The 17,476-nt window shown below is 44.2% G+C and carries 18 protein-coding genes; 2 read left to right on the top strand and 16 right to left on the bottom strand.

The features are described 5' to 3' along the window. Positions 1-10: 10 nt before the first annotated feature. Both ACMXYN_RS02790 and ACMXYN_RS02785 read right to left on the bottom strand, forming a co-directional pair. On the bottom strand, positions 11-988 hold the full coding sequence (locus ACMXYN_RS02790) for an NAD-dependent epimerase/dehydratase family protein (RefSeq protein ID WP_415893400.1): 978 nt from the start codon (positions 986-988) through the stop codon (positions 11-13). Between the two features lie 76 nt (positions 989-1,064). Then, positions 1,065-1,505, bottom strand: a complete 441-nt coding sequence (locus tag ACMXYN_RS02785) for a hypothetical protein (RefSeq protein WP_415893399.1) — start codon at positions 1,503-1,505, stop codon at positions 1,065-1,067. Between the two features lie 377 nt (positions 1,506-1,882). On the opposite strand from ACMXYN_RS02785, the gene mnmC reads away from it, so the two are divergent. Both mnmC and ACMXYN_RS02775 read left to right on the top strand, forming a co-directional pair. Continuing rightward, a complete protein-coding gene (mnmC, locus tag ACMXYN_RS02780) occupies positions 1,883-3,880 on the top strand; it encodes a bifunctional tRNA (5-methylaminomethyl-2-thiouridine)(34)-methyltransferase MnmD/FAD-dependent 5-carboxymethylaminomethyl-2-thiouridine(34) oxidoreductase MnmC (protein ID WP_415893398.1) in 1,998 nt (665 codons plus the stop codon). A 75-nt stretch (positions 3,881-3,955) separates the two neighbouring features. Beyond that, entirely contained in the window at positions 3,956-4,597 is a 642-nt protein-coding gene (locus ACMXYN_RS02775) for an HPP family protein (protein WP_415893397.1), read from the top strand. On the opposite strand, the gene ACMXYN_RS02770 is transcribed toward ACMXYN_RS02775, so the two are convergent. The 14 genes from ACMXYN_RS02770 to ccmA all read right to left on the bottom strand — a co-directional run bounded on the left by ACMXYN_RS02770 (position 4,566) and on the right by ccmA (position 17,349). Then, positions 4,566-5,246, bottom strand: coding sequence for a DUF4126 domain-containing protein (locus ACMXYN_RS02770; RefSeq protein WP_415893396.1), 681 nt, complete (start codon positions 5,244-5,246; stop codon positions 4,566-4,568). The two genes, ACMXYN_RS02775 and ACMXYN_RS02770, sit on opposite strands and share 32 nt — an antisense overlap. Positions 5,247-5,300: 54 nt before the next feature. Then, positions 5,301-5,513 carry a YheU family protein gene (locus ACMXYN_RS02765; RefSeq protein ID WP_415893395.1) on the bottom strand — a complete coding sequence of 71 codons (213 nt, stop codon included), beginning with the start codon at positions 5,511-5,513 and terminating at the stop codon, positions 5,301-5,303. Between the two features lie 10 nt (positions 5,514-5,523). Continuing rightward, positions 5,524-6,093 (bottom strand): hypothetical protein, encoded by a 570-nt coding sequence (locus tag ACMXYN_RS02760; protein WP_415893394.1) that lies wholly within the window; start codon positions 6,091-6,093, stop codon positions 5,524-5,526. Next, positions 6,093-8,123: an NAD-dependent DNA ligase LigA gene (gene ligA / locus ACMXYN_RS02755; RefSeq protein WP_415893393.1), complete on the bottom strand. Its 2,031-nt coding sequence runs from the start codon at positions 8,121-8,123 to the stop codon at positions 6,093-6,095. The genes ACMXYN_RS02760 and ligA overlap by 1 nt, the downstream gene beginning before the upstream one ends. A gap of 41 nt (positions 8,124-8,164) precedes the next feature. Continuing rightward, positions 8,165-10,276, bottom strand: coding sequence for a cell division protein ZipA (zipA, locus tag ACMXYN_RS02750; protein ID WP_415893392.1), 2,112 nt, complete (start codon positions 10,274-10,276; stop codon positions 8,165-8,167). 62 nt (positions 10,277-10,338) lie between these two features. After that, entirely contained in the window at positions 10,339-11,586 is a 1,248-nt protein-coding gene (gene ccmI, locus ACMXYN_RS02745; protein ID WP_415893391.1) for a c-type cytochrome biogenesis protein CcmI, read from the bottom strand. Continuing rightward, on the bottom strand, positions 11,583-12,062 hold the full coding sequence (locus ACMXYN_RS02740) for a cytochrome c-type biogenesis protein CcmH (RefSeq protein ID WP_415886947.1): 480 nt from the start codon (positions 12,060-12,062) through the stop codon (positions 11,583-11,585). Before ACMXYN_RS02740 ends, ccmI begins: the two co-directional genes overlap by 4 nt. Continuing rightward, complete coding sequence (locus ACMXYN_RS02735) at positions 12,059-12,604, bottom strand: DsbE family thiol:disulfide interchange protein (RefSeq protein ID WP_415893390.1); 546 nt, start codon at positions 12,602-12,604, stop codon at positions 12,059-12,061. Before ACMXYN_RS02735 ends, ACMXYN_RS02740 begins: the two co-directional genes overlap by 4 nt. A 19-nt stretch (positions 12,605-12,623) precedes the next feature. Beyond that, positions 12,624-14,579 carry a heme lyase CcmF/NrfE family subunit gene (locus ACMXYN_RS02730; protein ID WP_415893389.1) on the bottom strand — a complete coding sequence of 652 codons (1,956 nt, stop codon included), beginning with the start codon at positions 14,577-14,579 and terminating at the stop codon, positions 12,624-12,626. Continuing rightward, complete coding sequence (ccmE, locus tag ACMXYN_RS02725; protein ID WP_415893388.1) at positions 14,576-15,037, bottom strand: cytochrome c maturation protein CcmE; 462 nt, start codon at positions 15,035-15,037, stop codon at positions 14,576-14,578. The genes ACMXYN_RS02730 and ccmE overlap by 4 nt, the downstream gene beginning before the upstream one ends. Continuing rightward, positions 15,034-15,213: a heme exporter protein CcmD gene (ccmD, locus tag ACMXYN_RS02720; protein ID WP_415890250.1), complete on the bottom strand. Its 180-nt coding sequence runs from the start codon at positions 15,211-15,213 to the stop codon at positions 15,034-15,036. Before ccmD ends, ccmE begins: the two co-directional genes overlap by 4 nt. Positions 15,214-15,217: 4 nt before the next feature. Next, positions 15,218-15,982 carry a heme ABC transporter permease gene (locus ACMXYN_RS02715; protein ID WP_415890249.1) on the bottom strand — a complete coding sequence of 255 codons (765 nt, stop codon included), beginning with the start codon at positions 15,980-15,982 and terminating at the stop codon, positions 15,218-15,220. 12 nt (positions 15,983-15,994) lie between these two features. Beyond that, positions 15,995-16,714, bottom strand: coding sequence for a heme exporter protein CcmB (gene ccmB / locus ACMXYN_RS02710; RefSeq protein WP_415883445.1), 720 nt, complete (start codon positions 16,712-16,714; stop codon positions 15,995-15,997). After that, positions 16,714-17,349: a cytochrome c biogenesis heme-transporting ATPase CcmA gene (ccmA, locus tag ACMXYN_RS02705; protein WP_415890248.1), complete on the bottom strand. Its 636-nt coding sequence runs from the start codon at positions 17,347-17,349 to the stop codon at positions 16,714-16,716. The genes ccmB and ccmA overlap by 1 nt, the downstream gene beginning before the upstream one ends. Positions 17,350-17,476 lie beyond the last annotated feature (127 nt).

Genomic DNA, 17,476 nt, shown 5'->3' with positions numbered 1-17,476 from the left:
CCTCCATATATTAGTTATATTCTTTAAAAAAACGGATCGTTCTTGCCAAGCCTTCCTCAAGGCCAACCTCAGCTTGCCAACCTAATAGCTTTTTCGCTTTCGATGTATCCGAGAAATTACGCTGAACATCTCCGTCGCGTTTTTCACCATTAAACACAGTCGGTTTTTCAATACCTTCTGCTACCAACGCATCTACCAATAGGTCAACAATTTCAGACACAGTTGTTTCTGCTGACGTAGCTATTTGAAATACTTCGCCACCAATACCCTCAACTGTCGCAGCCTTATACACAGCTTTGACCAAATCAGAAATATGAATAAAGTCCCTTGTTTGAGACCCATCTCCATACACTTCCAATTCTTGACCATTCATCGCTAACTTGATGAATTTAGCTACTACCGAAGCTTTATGCTTAGACCCTTCCCCATAGACATTGCCAAAGCGTAATACAACTGTATCCACCCCAAAGCAATGAAAGTATGCAGAACAATACCCTTCACCAGCTAATTTTGAAGCTCCGTATGGTGAAGCAGGATGTGGTGCCATCTCTTCGTTTAGGGGTGGCGTTTGAACACCTAGAGGGGCGCCTGAAGAAGCAAAAACAAACCTTGACACAGAGTTTTTCCGGCACGCCTCAAGCATATTAAGAGTACCGATTACATTTGTCTTACAATCGCTCATTGGATCTTCAACAGAAGGACCTACTCCAGTATTTGCAGCAAGGTGAATTACAATATCAGCACCTTTAGTAGCATTATTCACAACTGTTTCGTCTAAAATATCACCCTCAATTAAGGTAAGACCTTTAGCCCAATCACCCCAATCACCGCTCGTTTGTTCCTGATAAATAGATACCTCTTCAAGATCTTCTCGAGAGCCCACTGATAAATTATCTAAAACACGAATGGAATGATTAGGCTCATTCACCAGTTGTGAAATAAGGCTGCGTCCAATAAAGCCGCAACCGCCTGTAATTAACCAGTTCATCTATTTTTGTCCCGTAAACCTATTTATAAATTCTTTGAAGTGTACAGCACCCAAGCTTCTTGGCTATGGTACTTTACTAGCAATTCGGATCTAATTTCTGATGCGGTGGTTCTTGGATAAGAACTCCTTCCACACCAAAAGTAGAAAAGGGAACATCCGATGCTGAAAAAAAAGAAGACTCACCACCTAATAACATAACATCTCGCACTACACGAGGAAGATGATCAGGAGATGTCACAAAAAGAACTCTACCCATCTCACTGTAATTAAGGGCAGATTTCACTTCCTGCAATGTATTTTCAGCTGTTTTCAGATTTTTGACGCCATGCTCACTGTATGAAATGTGATTTTTTTGATCATATTTATCATCAGCCACTACAGGCACCCCCAATTTATCTGATAAATATAAAGCCTTGCTCAAACGACCAGATTTATCATCAAAACCCCAAACAACCTTGTGCCAATTTGTAGAGTTACTCGAATAGCTGTGAACAAATATGAATTCTATTTCATTCATATATCCACCCATTAAACAGCTACCTCACCCTAGTCCCTGAAGAATACTTCAGACGATTGGAATAACATTCACCCAATCGAAACCATACGGCTATCGAATCACTAAAAGTGCGGAATTATAACTTACTAGTGCAGAGCCTTGATACATCTTATTGTCAGTTTTTTAAAAACCTCACTTTCTATTGATGCAGTGCAGATTTAAGCAAACCCAAGATGCTCTAAGGCAATATCCCAACCTCCGTCAAAACATTCTATTTAGTAACTTCAATATTACCTACCCCGTTCGCCGTTGAAGTAAATTTTTCGATAGTTCCCCCTGAGCAGCCGCAGAAGATATAAGTTTTAAATTTTTTGCTATAAACTCAATTGAATTACTAAATGCTGTTTGCATACCTAGCCAGCCTCAATCAAATACCCAACATGTCCAACTCAAAAATTGTAAACTGGAAGCATAACTCACCTATTTCAACCATCTATGATGACATATATTTTTCAATAGACGATGGCATAAAGGAAACACAATACGTTTTCGAAGAAGGTAACAATTTAGATATACGACTAACCTGCCTGGACCATGAACGCCCCTTTACTACTGCAGAGACAGGCTTTGGAACAGGTTTAAATTTTATATCTTTGTGGAAACGAATTCGCGAGATGCGAAGCAATCGCGAACTGCATTTCATTAGTACCGAAAAGTACCCTCTAAACCGGAGCGATTTAAAAAAAGCATTATCTAATTGGCCCGAGCTAACAGACCTAGCTGATCAACTCGTTTCTCAATACCCTTTAAACACTTCAGGTTTTCATCACCTTTATTTCGATAACAACCGCATCAAGCTAACGCTCATGTTTGGCGATGCTGGCGAGTCATACTCTCGTTTATCCGCCAAGGTGGATGCATGGTACCTAGACGGCTTTGCTCCTTCTAAAAACCCAGACATGTGGTCGCCGGAGCTATTCCGTGAAATCGCCCGTCTAAGTAAACCAGATACAACCTTTTCTACATTCACAGCGGCAGGTATTGTAAAACGCGGCTTAAGGGACGTTGGTTTTGATGTAAGAAAACAGAAGGGATTTGGTCGTAAGCGCGAAATGTTAGTCGGCACCTTTGTTGAGAGCACAACGACTACGCCCATTGATAAACCTTGGTTTGAATTGCCAGCATCTAAAAAGCCAGAAGAGGTCACAATTATTGGTGGCGGTCTTTCAGGTTGTTCGACTGCGCGAGCCCTAGCCGAACGAGGCGTTAAAGTTACGCTGATCGAACAAGAAAATCAGTTAGCTACTGGCGGATCCGGTAACCCCCAGGGGGCTTTGTACGCCAAACTTCCAGTCAAACAAACGACTCAGGGCGAGCTACATCTAAGCGGCTTTCTATACAGCGTTAATATGCTCAAGCGCATTGACCCAGTAGAGTCATTTTGGTCTCAATGCGGAGTTATGCAGCTTGCAACAAGCGACAAAGAACTCGCTCGTCAAAACAACCTGATCGAACAAGAAACTTACCCACAAGAGCTTGTTTCTCTTAAAAATGCTACGGAATTATCCAAGATCGCCGGTACAGCTGTTAATTTTGGTGGTTTATTTTTCCCTTCAGCAGGTTGGGTTTCGCCACGAGCGCTGTGCAAACATTTTGTAGATCATCCGAATATCTCGGTAGTACAACAGCAAGTAAAAGAAATCTCTTATGCAGAAGATCATTGGCAGTTAACAACACAAAGCGGTGAGGCTTTATCGGCTAACCATGTTGTTATCTGTAATGCCGAGATGGCGAACCAATTTAACCAAACAGATCATCTTCCTCTTAAAACCATCCGTGGCCAAGTATCCATTACTGAACCTAAACCAACAAACAGCCAGTTAAACAGTGTGGTTTGTGGTGATGGTTATATCTCGCCAGCTCAAAACCAACAGTATTGCTTTGGCGCGACTTATGATCTTCAAGGTAAAGAGCGCAATGTCACGCAAGAAGACCATGAATCCAATCTAGAAAAGTTAGGTAAGGTTCTACCCGACATACATGCAGATTTAGCTTCAGAATCTAATGATCTGCAGGGACGCACAGCCTTCCGCTGCAGCACACCAGATTACATGCCCATTGTGGGTCCTGCACCGGTGCAAGATGAGTTTATTGAAACCTTCGCACAACTAAGAAAAGATCGAAAATGGCGCTTCGAGAATGCAGAAGCAGAGCATCACCCTAATCTCTACGTCAATACAGGCCATGGCTCAAAAGGGTTAATTACCTGCCCAATCTCAGCAGAACTATTAGCCTCGATGATTTGCGATGAGCCACTTCCCCTACCAAAAGATGTCATAGATGCCATCAACCCTGCCCGTTTTATCATTAAGAAGTTGATAAAACAGACGATATAGATAGATATAGCCGGAGTTGCATAATCAGCAACTTCGGCTTTATATTTAATTTATTACTGTTTGGCTGGAGTAGCTATGGCACTTTACGTATACGATCAAGGCTATCGAATACAAACACCTAAAGAGTCTCTCTTTAGGGAGAAAGGTGTTGATTCTCTAAAGCACAGCCGCCATAGCCACCGTAGCGCAGATATGGAAGATCGCCTCCATGCCGACGGTGAGAAATTTGTCATTCCTGGGCCTCACAAAGGCCCAGAAAACAATGACAACGCCAGCCGTGCCTACGCCTCTAATACTGCCGATAGCCATACTGAACCCGACAGCCCGCAGTTAACGGTCTCCAGAATTATGGTTTCACCAGTACATAGTGTGACACCTAGCACTCCTATCAGCAGCACTTGGAAACGAATGGATTCTCTGGAAATCAATCACTTGGTAGTGATGGAAGAGGATCAACGCCCCTTAGGGCTTATTCACAAAACGGATCTAATTGCAGCAGGGATAGATTCTGTCTCTCCTGTTCGATCCCTATGCACCAAAAAACTAACGGCAGCGACACCTGAAACTATGGTTCAAGATGTCGCGATGAATTTTATTGAGAATGATATCAATGCCGTTCCAGTGGTTGATGATCAAGACCAAGTTGTTGGCATCGTCTGTAGAACTGACCTTTTGCGCTTACTGGTCAGCGGCCCTCATTTGGAGAGATGGGTTTAGGGCGCTGCGGTGGATGCGATGATAGCTCCTTAGGTTCCTCTTTATTGCCACCAAACAACCCAGCAATAAACCTAAATACCTTTTTCACACCGCGCCAAATCTTTGGAAGCAACCACACCAGCAACAAAATAAAGATTACTAAACCAGCCAAGAACCAAATTGGGTGGTTAAGTGCAGCCCACAGGCCACCTAACACCAGCAGGTCTTCACTAATTGAAGCCGTCCAATTGGTCACAGGCTCAGGTGAGGTGTTAATCAATACGCGCCCACCTGCTTTCGCCGCATGACTTCCCGCAGCTAATGTGCCACCAGCCAAAGCTGCAGCCAACTCTACCGCAGGGGTTACGTCACCTACTGCACTAGCAGCTAAAGCAGCACCAGCGGGAATTCGAATAAAGGTGTGTAATGTATCCCAGCCTGTGTCGACCCCAGGTACTTTATCGGCAAAAAACTCGACAAAATACATAGCACCAGCAGCCATTAAAACGAGTGGATCACTAACAATCTGTAACTCTTCTGGTAAGGCGATATGTCCCATATTATTGAGCATGCCTAACATTAGGACAGTGGCGTATAAGTTAATACCACTTGCCCAACCAACTCCCATCGTCAGTGCTACCAAACTGACAATTTGTTCTAACTGATCCATATAAGTACCTCGCTGATTATCCAAGGCCTTGCAGATCGAATAGAAGGCCCAGCGCTACAATGTGTCTTTAGATACTATATTACAAAGCCCTGTACTCTCGCTGAACAAGATAACGACCTGCCCTGATTGCAAGAGAGATTTTACTTGGGCGACTTTATCGGAGAGTGAGAACTCATATTCACCATAGTCAGTACCATTACGGCTGACAAATTCTTCGATTAATGCCGTGAGTGTATCTGGTTCAAGTTCTTGATAGGGGATAATCATAAAGGTGGGACTACCAGATCTTCAACTTACTAAACCAGCTTTCCCCCTGCCAACGGTCTTTACATCCGTGCAATTCACGCTGCCAGCGATCATATCTTTGTTGAATACCACGCGCTTGCTGAGTAAGTTCTGGATATTTAGTTGAATCAAAACGGTGATAACCACCATGACCTAGCCGAAGTGCCAAGTAGTGACCTGCCGCATTATTCCAAGCAAGACCATTGCGGCTCACACTCTGCTGTGTAAACCAACCAACAAAATGAACAGCATCTTCTACCTCTGTAGGCTCAGCATCCCAACGCTCACTACGGATACGGAATTCATCCCAATCTGCAGCACGAGGGCGAACGTGTTTTTTATCTAGCTCAGTTAATGGCAGCTCAAGCATAGCTAGAGTTAAAGCCAGGGGAGTACCGTATTTTTGCTGAACATTAACAGCCGGCTCAATCCAATCATCAGTGTCATCTAACTCATCACAAATCATCAGAGCTGGCTTAGTAGTAGCCCCACCAAAGCAACCAGAAAGAAGCAATGAAATGATAAGTACACCATAAGCTTTATGATTGAACTGAGTTAGCATTACAGATTCACTCCATGCTCAGCTAGAAAGTTAACAAACTCATCTTCACCCATTGTGGATATGTTCAAATCGTTTGCCTTTTTAAGTTTTGAGCCGGCACCCGGCCCAGCTACTACACAATCAGTTTTTGCAGAGACACTGCCAGCCACTTTAGCGCCTAAAGCCAACAAGTGATTTTTCGCATCACTCCGCCCCATACGCTCCAACTTACCCGTCAGAACCCATGTTTTACCCTGCAAGACTAACTCATCTTCAGATGGTTTTTCTATCGCCTCCCAAGAAATACCAGCCTCATTAATCAAAGCATCGATAACTTCGCGGTTATGTTCCTGCGCAAAAAACTGAGTAATATGTTTTGCTACGATCGGCCCTACATCAGGCACATCGATAAGTTCTTCTTCAGATGCTGACATCAAAGCATCTAGCTTGCCAAAATGATGCGCTAACGCTCGAGCAGTTGCCTCACCTACTTCACGAATACCCAAAGCGTATAGGAAACGCGGAAATTGTGTATTACGGCTGTTGTTAATCGCATTAATCAGGTTCTCGGCAGACTTAGGCCCCATTCGCTCAAGCTTAGCGATCTCCGCTTGATCCAAGGTAAACAATCCCGCTGGATTATGTAACATATCCAGATCGACTAGCATTTCGATTAACTTATCACCTAAGCCATCGATATCCATCGCCTTACGGGATACAAAGTGCTTTAGCGCCTCTTTTCGTTGTGCAGCACAATACAAACCACCCGTACAACGAACAACTGCCTCCCCCTCTTGTCGCTCTACAGCCGAATCGCATACGGGACAAGATTTAGGAAACTCTACCGCTTCTGCTTCGGGTAACCTTCTATCATGTAACACTCGAACAACTTGAGGAATCACATCGCCAGCACGACGAATGATCACCGTATCACCTGCCCGGACATCAAGACGTTCAATCTCATCCATATTGTGTAAAGTGGCGTTAGAAACCGTCACACCACCCACGAAAACAGGCTCTAAACGAGCCACAGGGGTAACCGCACCTGTACGACCAACTTGGAATTCAATTGCACGAATTGTTGTCATCTCTTCTTGAGCAGGGAATTTATGCGCTATTGCCCAGCGCGGCGCTCGTGATACAAAGCCCAACTGTTTTTGCTGCTCAAGGTTATTCACTTTAAAAACGACACCATCGATCTCGTAAGGAAGCGAATCACGCAGCTCAGAGACTTTTTGATAGTACGTCATACAACCATCAACACCATCGACAACATCTAACAATGGATTGAGTTTAAAGCCCCACTCTTTTAGCTGGATCAGTATGGCCGCATGCTCAGAAGCCAACTCACCGCCAGAAACGATACCAACGCTATAACTACACATTTCTAGAGGTCGAGATGCGGTAATCTTGGGGTCCAACTGACGAAGGCTCCCTGCTGCAGCATTACGTGGATTTACAAATGGCTTTTGTCCCGTTGCAGCTGCTCGTTGATTTAACAGTTCGAAACCTGCTTTCGGCATGTAGATTTCACCACGGACCTCTATCCGCTCTGGATAACCACTGCCTGTTAGCTTTAAAGGAATTGTAGGAATGGTACGTACATTCAGCGTGATATCTTCACCCGTCGTGCCATCACCGCGCGTTGCGCCACGAACAAGCAAACCATTTTCATAGATTAAGCTTACAGCGATACCGTCTAATTTTGGCTCACAAGCATATTGTATAGAACCACTACCTTGTTGATCCAAACGCTCTACCACTCTACGGTTGAACTCTTGCATATCCTCTTCATTGAAAGCGTTATCCAATGAGAGCATCGGCAGTTCATGTGCAATTTGGCTAAAGGCCGATAGAGGCTGCCCACCAACTCTTTGAGTCGGCGAATCAGATGTTATGAGCTCAGGTTTTTCTCTCTCTAACTTTTTCAACTCATGGAAAAGTCGATCATACTCAGCGTCCGGAACCTCTGGATCATCCAAAACATAGTAACGATAGTTATGATGGTTTAGTTGCTCACGCAGAGATTCGATCTGTTCTTGTATAGACACGGTAAGACTCAATCAGGGGTATAGAGAGAAGAAAGCGTGGCTTAACGGCCACGCTTTTTAAGAGTTTTCATTTCAAAATCGCGAACACGCTGTCGGTAGTGTTCCATCGTCTGGCTTCTTAGCACCGATCGGTTTTCATCGAGCATTTCGCCACCAAGATGCTTCGCTACAGTTTCTGCAGTAGCCAACATACACTCAAAGGCATCCATTACATCTTGCGGTTCTTCCATAGACATAAAGAACATCACCGCTTTTGTCGTAAGTGATTCGGGATTGTCTTGAACGAAGGTGCCTGGTGGAAGCGCATTTGCCATACTGAACTGTACAGGACTAACACCCGAAGCTTTTTCGAAACGGTGGTAAATATCCATTTCGCCAAAGTTCATACCGCAGGCATCAACTATTTTTTGCAATACAGGACCGTTAAACTGTGGCTGTTCTTTTGCAATTACAGAGATCACCAAGACATTTTCAGGATCTGGATCTTTCTCTAAAGGCTTCCGCTGCACACCTGCAGGCGCTACAACTGGCTCTGGCTGAACATCGGAAATAACTTCAACTTGCTCAACCATAGCATCTGGTTCCGGCGAATATTCTACTTCTTCACGCAGATACTCAGGCTCCATGTTTTTTTCATAACTGGCATCTTTAGTTCCAGCCTCTTCAGCTTGAATCTCTTGAGCCTCAGCCGTTGGGGCTTTTGAAATAGTCTCTGTAACTGAAAGCTCAGAGCAATCATTATCTAACGCCGAACCTAGGGTTAGGTTGGCATATGGGTCCTCTTCTGCATGACCAAAATCAAAGCCTGTTTGTGGATCATCTTCAACAGCTGAAGGAGTACTGTTCTCCACACCTTTAAGGTCCAACTGAGGGAAAGGCTCATGCTCCTGTTCGTTTTCATGGATATGCTCTTTTTCATCAAGCTCATCCATAAGAAGCGTAACAGGCTTTTCGAAGTCAATCTCTTGAACGGGCTCAGCTACGGCTGCAATTACAGGCTCTGGCTCTGGCTCTGGCTCTGGCTCTGGCTCTGGCTCTGGCTCTGGCTCTGGCTCTGGCTCTACAAAGTTCTCGATAGGCTGTTGAGTTTCAACAGGCTGTTCTGGTTTCAGCTCTTCGTCAACAACTTCTGTTAACTCAAGTTCAGTCTCAGACTCTTCCTGAAGCATTTCGTACTCATTAATTTGAGTGTTCGTTGCTTCAACATCATGATTCTGCTCAGTATCAACACTTTGAATTTCTGAAACTTCATCAGAAAGCTCAGCATAGTACTGAGACTCTTGTTCTAATTCCTGAGCAATTTCAACTTCCGGTTCTGGCTGCACAGTGTCTTCGACTGCTTCAGGTTCTAACTCGACTATCGACCGCTCTTGAAGAACTTCATCTTCATGATATGGAGCAGTAGCGTCTTCGATTTCAGCAGTATTTTGCTCAAAACCGTCATCCGCTGTAACCACAGGAACCTCTTCCTCAGTAACTTTCTGGTAAGAATGAAGTTCTGGTTCTGGTTCTGGTTCTGGTTCTGGTTCTGGTTCTGGTTCTGGTTCTGGTTCTGGTTCTGGTTCTGGTTCTGGTTCTGGAATAGTTTGTTCTACTACGCGAGCAGGACCCAACACTCCTTCATCCACAGCATAATCGGACAGTTCAGGTTTTGTTTCTTTTGTTTCTTCTGCTTCTTTTGGAAGTGGTTCATCCATTACAGGGATGTCATCAACAGTTAGTGTCGGCTCTACTTCAACCTTACGCGCACTGCCAACAATACCGTCATCAATATCTAGATTATCATCCCAAACCGGCGCTATAGGCTCTTCTTTTTCAACAGATTTTTCTTCTGCTAGCGGCTGCATCTCTTGTGCATCAATTGCACTTGTAGCAGAAGAGCTTTGAGTCTCAGCAGAGGGGGGATCACCGTCTAAATTAGGACGGTGATTGGAGAAAAGCGGGTCATCATCTAACGCGACCTTGCGGGCACCACCTGACGGTAACTCTGGATTAAATGAGTCATCTCCCTCAGGAAGATCAACAAAGTTTTTGTCGATGTTCATCTTTAGGCGATTACGCCCAATTTGCATACGACGCCAACCATCCAAAACAATCAGTAGGATTAAAACAACCCCACCGATTATTAACCATTCACGCAGAGTGATTTCCATGTGCTTAGTCGCGACCTTATCTTAAAAAACGGTAATAAGTACCCACTATAAAAGAGCCAGATTTATTCGACAACTCTATCGATCGTAAGAATCATTGGTAAAGTTGTACCACGCACCTGAACTGGGGAGATCAGACCATATAGATCACCTGACTGTTCTTTTGGTTCACCCGTTTTTGAGACTCTCGCAGATACTTCAACTGTCGAAACCGTAGATAAACCTGACTGAGGATTCATCGCTTTAGAATCATCAAGAACGACATCAATAGGTAGGTCAGAAACTTGAAGTTTAACAGCTGCTAACGGGATACGACCGCCTACTTCGCGTGCAAACACAAACACAGTGGCATCAGCAGCAACTTGCTGTTTCAGCTGGTCATCAATATTCACTTTCAAGCTAATTGATGCTGGCATTAACTCAGGAATTTCTGGTACATCAACACCTTCAGCAATCAAGGCATCACGAGCATTGCGTACACCAGAACGAAGAGATTCTGCAGTCTTACCGTCAGAGTTACGAAGCGCTTTCAACCAATAATCCAGCGCACCTTGATAATCTTTGTGCTCATAGCGATCAATACCTAACAAACCTAAAACGGTAATTTCTAGAGGCTTAATAGCTAGCGTCTTATCAATAACCGTTTTGATCTCTGGGCTCATTTTACTTTCATTAGCAAAAAATAGAGCCTGTGCGTACTGACCTAAAACATCCGCATACTGCGGTGAATCTTCAGGTAACAAAGAAACAACCTTTTCAAAACCAGCAGCCCCCTCTTTAAAGCGCCCTTGATTCATATAGGTTGTTGATAGTAAGTACCAACCTTCAGGGTTTTCTGGATTCAGCTCGAGCTCTTTTTCAAGCTGAGCAACGGCCTCTTCCAGTGTCGGTTGTTTACCATTGAAAGGATCTTTCGGCTGTTGCATTGATAACTCTAGATCTGCAGAACGTCCGTAAACGGAGTACAAACCAATAGCAGCAACAGGAATCATTAATGCCAACAGTGTTACAGTCACTAGCGTTTGCGACGTTAATGCAATGCCCTTCTTCGACTGTTTTTGCTCGTTTACATCTGAAAGCAGATTTCGCTCAAGCTCAGTTTTCAACGTCGCAAAATCCGTATCATCTAGGTTGCCTGCAGCTTTCTCTTCTTCTAATTCGGATAAGCGCTCCTGAAAGATCTCGATATTTTGTTGTTCGCGATCTTCAGCAACCTCATTTTGAATTAGGCGTCTAGCACGTACAAAGGGTAAAAATACAAAAGCAATAGCCAGTACCGTTAACAGCGCTATGCCTACCCATAGTTCAATCATTTATCTTTACCCTTATCTAAAATATCTTTCAGGCGCTGGGCTTCATCACCGCTAAGGGATGAATCTAGATCTTGCCCTTTGTCGTCCACTTTCTTCTTGCGCTTTCGAGAAAGAAAAACCATCACGATAATACCGATAACAGCCAACACAAACGGGCCATACCACAATACATAGGTCGCTTTATTAACCGGCGGGCGATATAAAACAAAATCACCGTACCTTGCTACCATAAAATCGACAATTTCGTCGTTATCGTTGCCTTCTTGCAACATCTTGTAGACTTCGTTACGCAAATCAGAAGCGATAGGCGAGTTAGAATCCTGCAAGTTTTGGTTTTGGCATTTTGGACAACGTAGCTCGAACGTTAATTGACGAAAGCGTTCGCGCGTTTCCTCATCCTTAAATTCGTAAGTATCAATAGCTGCCCATAGCGACATAGGCAGAGAAAACAGCAATAACGCTAGGATTTTTCTCATTGTGCAGCGACCTTCTCAGAACTGTTGATCTGATCAATTATCCCTTTAAGCTTGGTCCAAACTTGCTGATCGACAACACCCACATGCTTATAGCGGATCACGCCTTGTGCATCGATCACATAAGTTTCAGGTGCTCCATACACACCAAGATCTAGGCCTAAACTTCCTTTGTCGTCATAAACATTTGTTGCGTAGGGATCTAAGTATTTATTCAGCCAAATTTTTGCTTTCTGGCGCTCATCTTTATAGTTAATACCGATAACTTTATAGCCTTCGGCCTTAATACTATTCAGCTGTGCATGCTCTTCTTTACAGGACGGACACCAAGTTGCCCAAACGTTAACTAAAGCAGCTTCACCCTTAAGATCATCTGCGTTCAGCATCATCCCTTCGTCATACAGTGACGGTAGTTCAAACTGTGGGAAAGGCTTATTCAACAGTGCTGAAGGCAATTCAGTAGGATCCAGTTGAAGACCACGCCAAAGAAAAACACCTATTCCTAAGAAAATCGCCAATGGAATAAACAAAACAAAGCGACGCATGATTATTTACCCTTAATACTTAAGCGTTTGCTACAGCACGCTTATTTTGTTTTCTATAACGTTTGTCCATCGCAGCCAACAAACCACCAACGGTCATTAGCAAGCCGCCCAACCATAACCAACGTACAAATGGTTTATGCTGAACACGAACCGCCCATGCACCGCCTTCAAGAGGCTCACCCAACGCAACATATAGATCTCGTGTTAAACCTGGATCTATTGCTGCTTCGGTCATAACTGTGCCACTGGCGTTGTACATGCGTTTTTCTGGGAAAAGTTCGCCATAAGCTTCACCATCTTTCAGTACACGTAAACGTGCTTTATCTGAAACATAGTTAGGGCCTACAACATCTCGAGTGCCGTCAAAAATAAACTCGTACTGTTTAAAGCTCAGTTTATCACCCGGCACCATTCTAAGATCGCGCTCCTCGTTATAGATGGAAACGAGGGTCATACCAACAATCGTTACCGCAACACCAATATGGGCTAATACCATCGCGTAATAACTACGAGACAAGGTCGTTAATGCCTTAAAAGGAGCCTTACGGTGAGAAACTTTGTTCCAAATATCTTTAATCGATACGAACGTAATCCAGAATACAAGCGCCATGCCTAGGAATACGTACCAATCAAAGCCATCGCCATACAGCAGAGGGAACACAGCAGCACAGACGATGCTCAATACAAATGGAATGACTAATTGAGCAGTAAGATATGAACTCTTAGTACTTCTCCAACGAGAAAGAATACCAAAGCCCATAAAGCCAACCATTACAGCCATTAGAGGTATAAATAGTGCGTTAAAGTACGGAGGACCTACCGAAATCTTACCCATACCTAAGGCATCAATAAGCAGCGGATACAATGTTCCTAATAGAACCATCATAGCTACTACCACTAGAAGAACATTGTTACCTAGCAAGAAAGTTTCACGAGAAACCAATTCAAAACTTGATTCGCTTTTTACATGTGCAGCTTTCAATGCGTAGATCAATAAAGATCCACCAATCGTGATCGCCAACAGCGCAAGTAGGAAGTAACCTCGTTCAGGATCTGTCGCAAAGGCATGTACTGATGTAAGCACACCAGAACGAACCAAAAAGGCGCCAAGCAAGCTCAACGAGAAAGTAAAGATCGCTAGCAGTACCGTCCAGCTTTTAAACACACCACGCTTTTCAGTGACAGCTAAACTGTGAACCAGTGCCGTACCCACCAACCAAGGCATAAATGAGGCGTTCTCTACTGGATCCCAGAACCACCAGCCACCCCAGCCTAATTCGTAATATGCCCACCAGCTTCCTAATGCGATACCTAGGGTTAGGAATGCCCACGCAACAATTGTCCAAGGACGAGACCAACGCGCCCAAGCCGCATCTAAACGACCGCTTAGCAAAGCAGCAATAGCAAAGGCAAACGCAACAGAGAAACCAACATAGCCCATGTACAGCATTGGCGGGTGCAGAATCAGACCGATATCTTGCAGTAGTGGGTTAAGGTCGCCACCCTCTTGTGGGAAGCGAGGCAAATGACGTTCAAATGGACTCGATGTCATCAGTGTAAACAGGATAAAACCAACACTGATAATACCCATGACACCTAATACACGAGCGACAATATCTTGCGGTAAGTTGTCGCTTTTAATCGCTACAGCCCAAGTCCAGCCACCTAAAATCACAACCCAAAGCAGTAACGAACCTTCATGTCCGCCCCAGATTGCACTGATTTTGTAGTAGATAGGTAGCGCTGTATTTGAGTTTGTTGCGACATAGGCAACCGAGAAATCATCTACAACAAAGGCGTAGCCAAGACATACTAGGCTGACCATCAAGAAGGCAAACATGCCGGTTGCTAATGGACGAGCAAAGCCCATCCACAAAGCATTCTTACTATAAGTACCTGCTAACGGAACAACCGCTAATAACGCAGCCAAACATAAAGATAAAATTAGTGCGTACTGACCTAACTCAGGGATCATTTGTTATATACCTCACCCTCAGGTTTAGGCATATGACCACTCTTTTCTAGTGCTTCAGCAACTTCTGGTGGCATATAGTTTTCGTCATGCTTAGCTAACACTTCAGTCGCCTCAAGTTCATTCGAACTATTCAATTTACCTTGGGAAACAATACCCTGACCTTCTCGGAATAGGTCAGGCAAGATACCTTCATAATGAACCGTCATTACGCTTTCATAATCTGTAAGTTGGAAGGTTACTTTCAGACTTTGCGGATCACGCTTTACACTACCCTCTACAACCATACCACCCGCTCTAATTCGCGTATCCTTAGGTGCTTCGCCCTTAGCAATCTCAGTTGGAGAGTAGAAAAGGTTAATATTTTGGCTAAGAGCGAACATAGTTAAGCCAACAGCCGCTCCGACACCAAAGACAATAAATAAAACGATAATTAAACGTTGTTTGCGTTTAGGGTTCATGAAGATTTTTTCTCCCTGCGCAGGCGACGTACAAGATCAGAGATAACCTTCTTCTTTTGCAGTGCCGGGTTCACAATATTAATAACAATAACGAATAAAGCGATGGCATAACTTAGCCAGACATATAAACCATGTCCGCCCATCGCGATAAAATCTGAAAAACTATCAAAACTCACTGGGTTAGCCTCTCTGTTTTTCTATCAATTCCCGCACCCAACTGGAGCGACGTTCTCGATATAAAATTTCATTTCGAGTACGCATCATCAAAGAGACCGCGAAGAAACAATAAAACCCTATAACCATGACGAGGAGTGGCACCCACATTTCCGCGGGCATTGCCGGTTTCTCAGTCAAAGTAAATGTTGCTGGCTGATGTAGAGTGTTCCACCAGTCAACTGAATATTTGATGATTGGGATATTTACCAAACCAACCAAAGATAAAACTGCAGAAGCTTGAGCCGCCGTCGCTTCGCTCTCGATTGCAGAGTTCAAAGCAATAACGCCCAAATAAAGGAATAGGAGAATTAGCATAGACGTTAAGCGCGCATCCCAAACCCACCAGGAGCCCCAAGTAGGCTTACCCCAGATAGCGCCAGTCGCTAAAGCCAAGATTGCAATGGATGCACCAATAGGTGCACAAGACTTCGCGACCATATCGGCCACTTTCATTTTCCAGATAAGTCCTATTGCTCCTGCGATTGCCATCATCATATAGCAGGATTGAGCTAATATAGCGGAAGGAACATGGATATAGATAATTCTAAAGCTGTTACCTTGCTGGTAATCCTCTGGTGCAAAACCTAGCGCCCAAACAACACCTGCAATAAGTGCAATAGTCGCTGCAATTGCAAATCCGGGCAGCAGCTTACCCATAATTTCATAAGACCAACGTGGCGATGCCAATTGATAAAACCAACGAGGCATCCACTTCTTTTTTTCGCTCATAACAACCTAAACTTATCCGCTCACGGAAATTCTTAATGCTGCACCAATTGCAAGAGGCGCCATCACAACACCCAAAGCCAAAATAGCGCCTAACAACGCAAAATACCCAGCAAGAGGCAATCCTGTCACTGCCGCCTGAACTGCGCTCGTACCAAAAATAAGCACAGGGATATACAGTGGCAGCACAAGTAGAGATATCAGCACACCACCCTTTCGTAATCCCACCGTCAATGCCGCACCAATGGCACCGATCAAACTTAATGTTGGTGTCCCAAGCAACAGACTCAACATCAAACCACTCATTCCTTCTGCTGGTAAAAACAGCATAACCCCGAGTAAGGGCGCTAATAGCGTTAATGGCAGACCGCTCATCATCCAGTGAGCAATCACTTTAGCCAGCACAACCACAAACAGTGGCTGCGGACTTAACAGCGTCTGCTCTAATGTTCCATCTTCGAAATCTGATCGAAATAGGCTATCCATAGACAATAAGGTAGCAAGCAATGCTGCTACCCAAACAACACCGGGAGCCACCTCAGCCAAGAACGTCGGTTCAGGGCTCACACCCAGTGGAAATAATGTCGCGACCATTAAAAAGAAAATGAGCGGATTAAACAAATCGCTTTTTTTGCGATAAGCCAACATTAAATCCCGCTTTAATACGGCATAGAATAAACTTGATACAGACGTATCGCCCTGACCTAACTCATCTTTTGTCACTGTCTGGTCCATTAAGTTCCCGCCAATTCATCAAGATTTAATCGACGAACCTGCTCGCCCACACCCAGCTCATGGTGAGTGGTCAAAATCACACAGCCACCTTGCTTCGCATGATCAAGAATAAGCTGCTCTTTTTCAGCGACACCTTTTTTATCAATGGCAGTGAACGGCTCATCGAGAATCCACAACTTAGCGCTACTTAAATACAAACGCGCAAGGCTCACTCGACGATTCTGACCTGCAGAAAGCGTATGGCAGGGAGAATCTTCAAAACCAGTTAATCCCACTTTATCTAACGCCATAGGGATCTCAGCGACATTTATCCCCGGATGCATAGCTGCATACCATTGGAGGTTTTCTTCAGGCGTGAGCACAGCCTTCACCCCAGGGTGATGACCAAAATATAGGAGCTCTCGACGGAATTCTTCGCGAACCTCTGAGACAGGTTCCCCTTCCCAGTAAATATCACCTTCATAATGATTAGATAAGCCACTGAGGATACGCAGCAGCGTCGTTTTACCGCTACCGTTTTGTCCTTCGATCTGGATAACTTCGCCTTGTGATACAGAAAAATTTAGATCTTCGAACAGAATACGTTCGTCACGCTCACAAAACAGGTTTTCAACTTGTATTAACGCTGTATCCAAATCAATCCCCAAACCCAATCGAGTCTTCCGACCTATTTCTTAAACTTTTAATCGCTTAAGAAATGTAATTTACGGCAATAAACTATACTTTTTACAATATCTGCCGATTATTAACCGAGGGATTATA

This window comes from Neptuniibacter sp. PT8_73 (assembly GCF_047778045.1).
Lineage (GTDB): Bacteria > Pseudomonadota > Gammaproteobacteria > Pseudomonadales > Balneatricaceae > Neptuniibacter.
Note: the sequence above shows the minus strand (reverse complement) of the source record. Positions and strands in the feature narration are given on the sequence as shown.

Excerpts from the sequence above, each read along its gene's own strand:
- ACMXYN_RS02770 (WP_415893396.1), bottom strand. The coding sequence starts at position 5,246 with ATGGATCAGTTAGAACAAATTGTCAGTTTGGTAGCACTGACGATGGGA.
- ACMXYN_RS02765 (WP_415893395.1), bottom strand. The coding sequence starts at position 5,513 with ATGATTATCCCCTATCAAGAACTTGAACCAGATACACTCACGGCATTA.
- zipA (WP_415893392.1), bottom strand. The coding sequence starts at position 10,276 with ATGGAAATCACTCTGCGTGAATGGTTAATAATCGGTGGGGTTGTTTTA.
- ACMXYN_RS02730 (WP_415893389.1), bottom strand. The coding sequence starts at position 14,579 with ATGATCCCTGAGTTAGGTCAGTACGCACTAATTTTATCTTTATGTTTG.
- ACMXYN_RS02760 (WP_415893394.1), bottom strand. The coding sequence starts at position 6,093 with ATGCTAACTCAGTTCAATCATAAAGCTTATGGTGTACTTATCATTTCA.
- ccmE (WP_415893388.1), bottom strand. The coding sequence starts at position 15,037 with ATGAACCCTAAACGCAAACAACGTTTAATTATCGTTTTATTTATTGTC.
- ACMXYN_RS02790 (WP_415893400.1), bottom strand. The coding sequence starts at position 988 with ATGAACTGGTTAATTACAGGCGGTTGCGGCTTTATTGGACGCAGCCTT.
- ccmB (WP_415883445.1), bottom strand. The coding sequence starts at position 16,714 with ATGGACCAGACAGTGACAAAAGATGAGTTAGGTCAGGGCGATACGTCT.
- ACMXYN_RS02785 (WP_415893399.1), bottom strand. The coding sequence starts at position 1,505 with ATGAATGAAATAGAATTCATATTTGTTCACAGCTATTCGAGTAACTCT.
- ACMXYN_RS02775 (WP_415893397.1), top strand. The coding sequence starts at position 3,956 with ATGGCACTTTACGTATACGATCAAGGCTATCGAATACAAACACCTAAA.
- ACMXYN_RS02715 (WP_415890249.1), bottom strand. The coding sequence starts at position 15,982 with ATGAGCGAAAAAAAGAAGTGGATGCCTCGTTGGTTTTATCAATTGGCA.
- ACMXYN_RS02740 (WP_415886947.1), bottom strand. The coding sequence starts at position 12,062 with ATGAGAAAAATCCTAGCGTTATTGCTGTTTTCTCTGCCTATGTCGCTA.
- mnmC (WP_415893398.1), top strand. The coding sequence starts at position 1,883 with ATGCTGTTTGCATACCTAGCCAGCCTCAATCAAATACCCAACATGTCC.
- ACMXYN_RS02735 (WP_415893390.1), bottom strand. The coding sequence starts at position 12,604 with ATGCGTCGCTTTGTTTTGTTTATTCCATTGGCGATTTTCTTAGGAATA.
- ccmI (WP_415893391.1), bottom strand. The coding sequence starts at position 11,586 with ATGATTGAACTATGGGTAGGCATAGCGCTGTTAACGGTACTGGCTATT.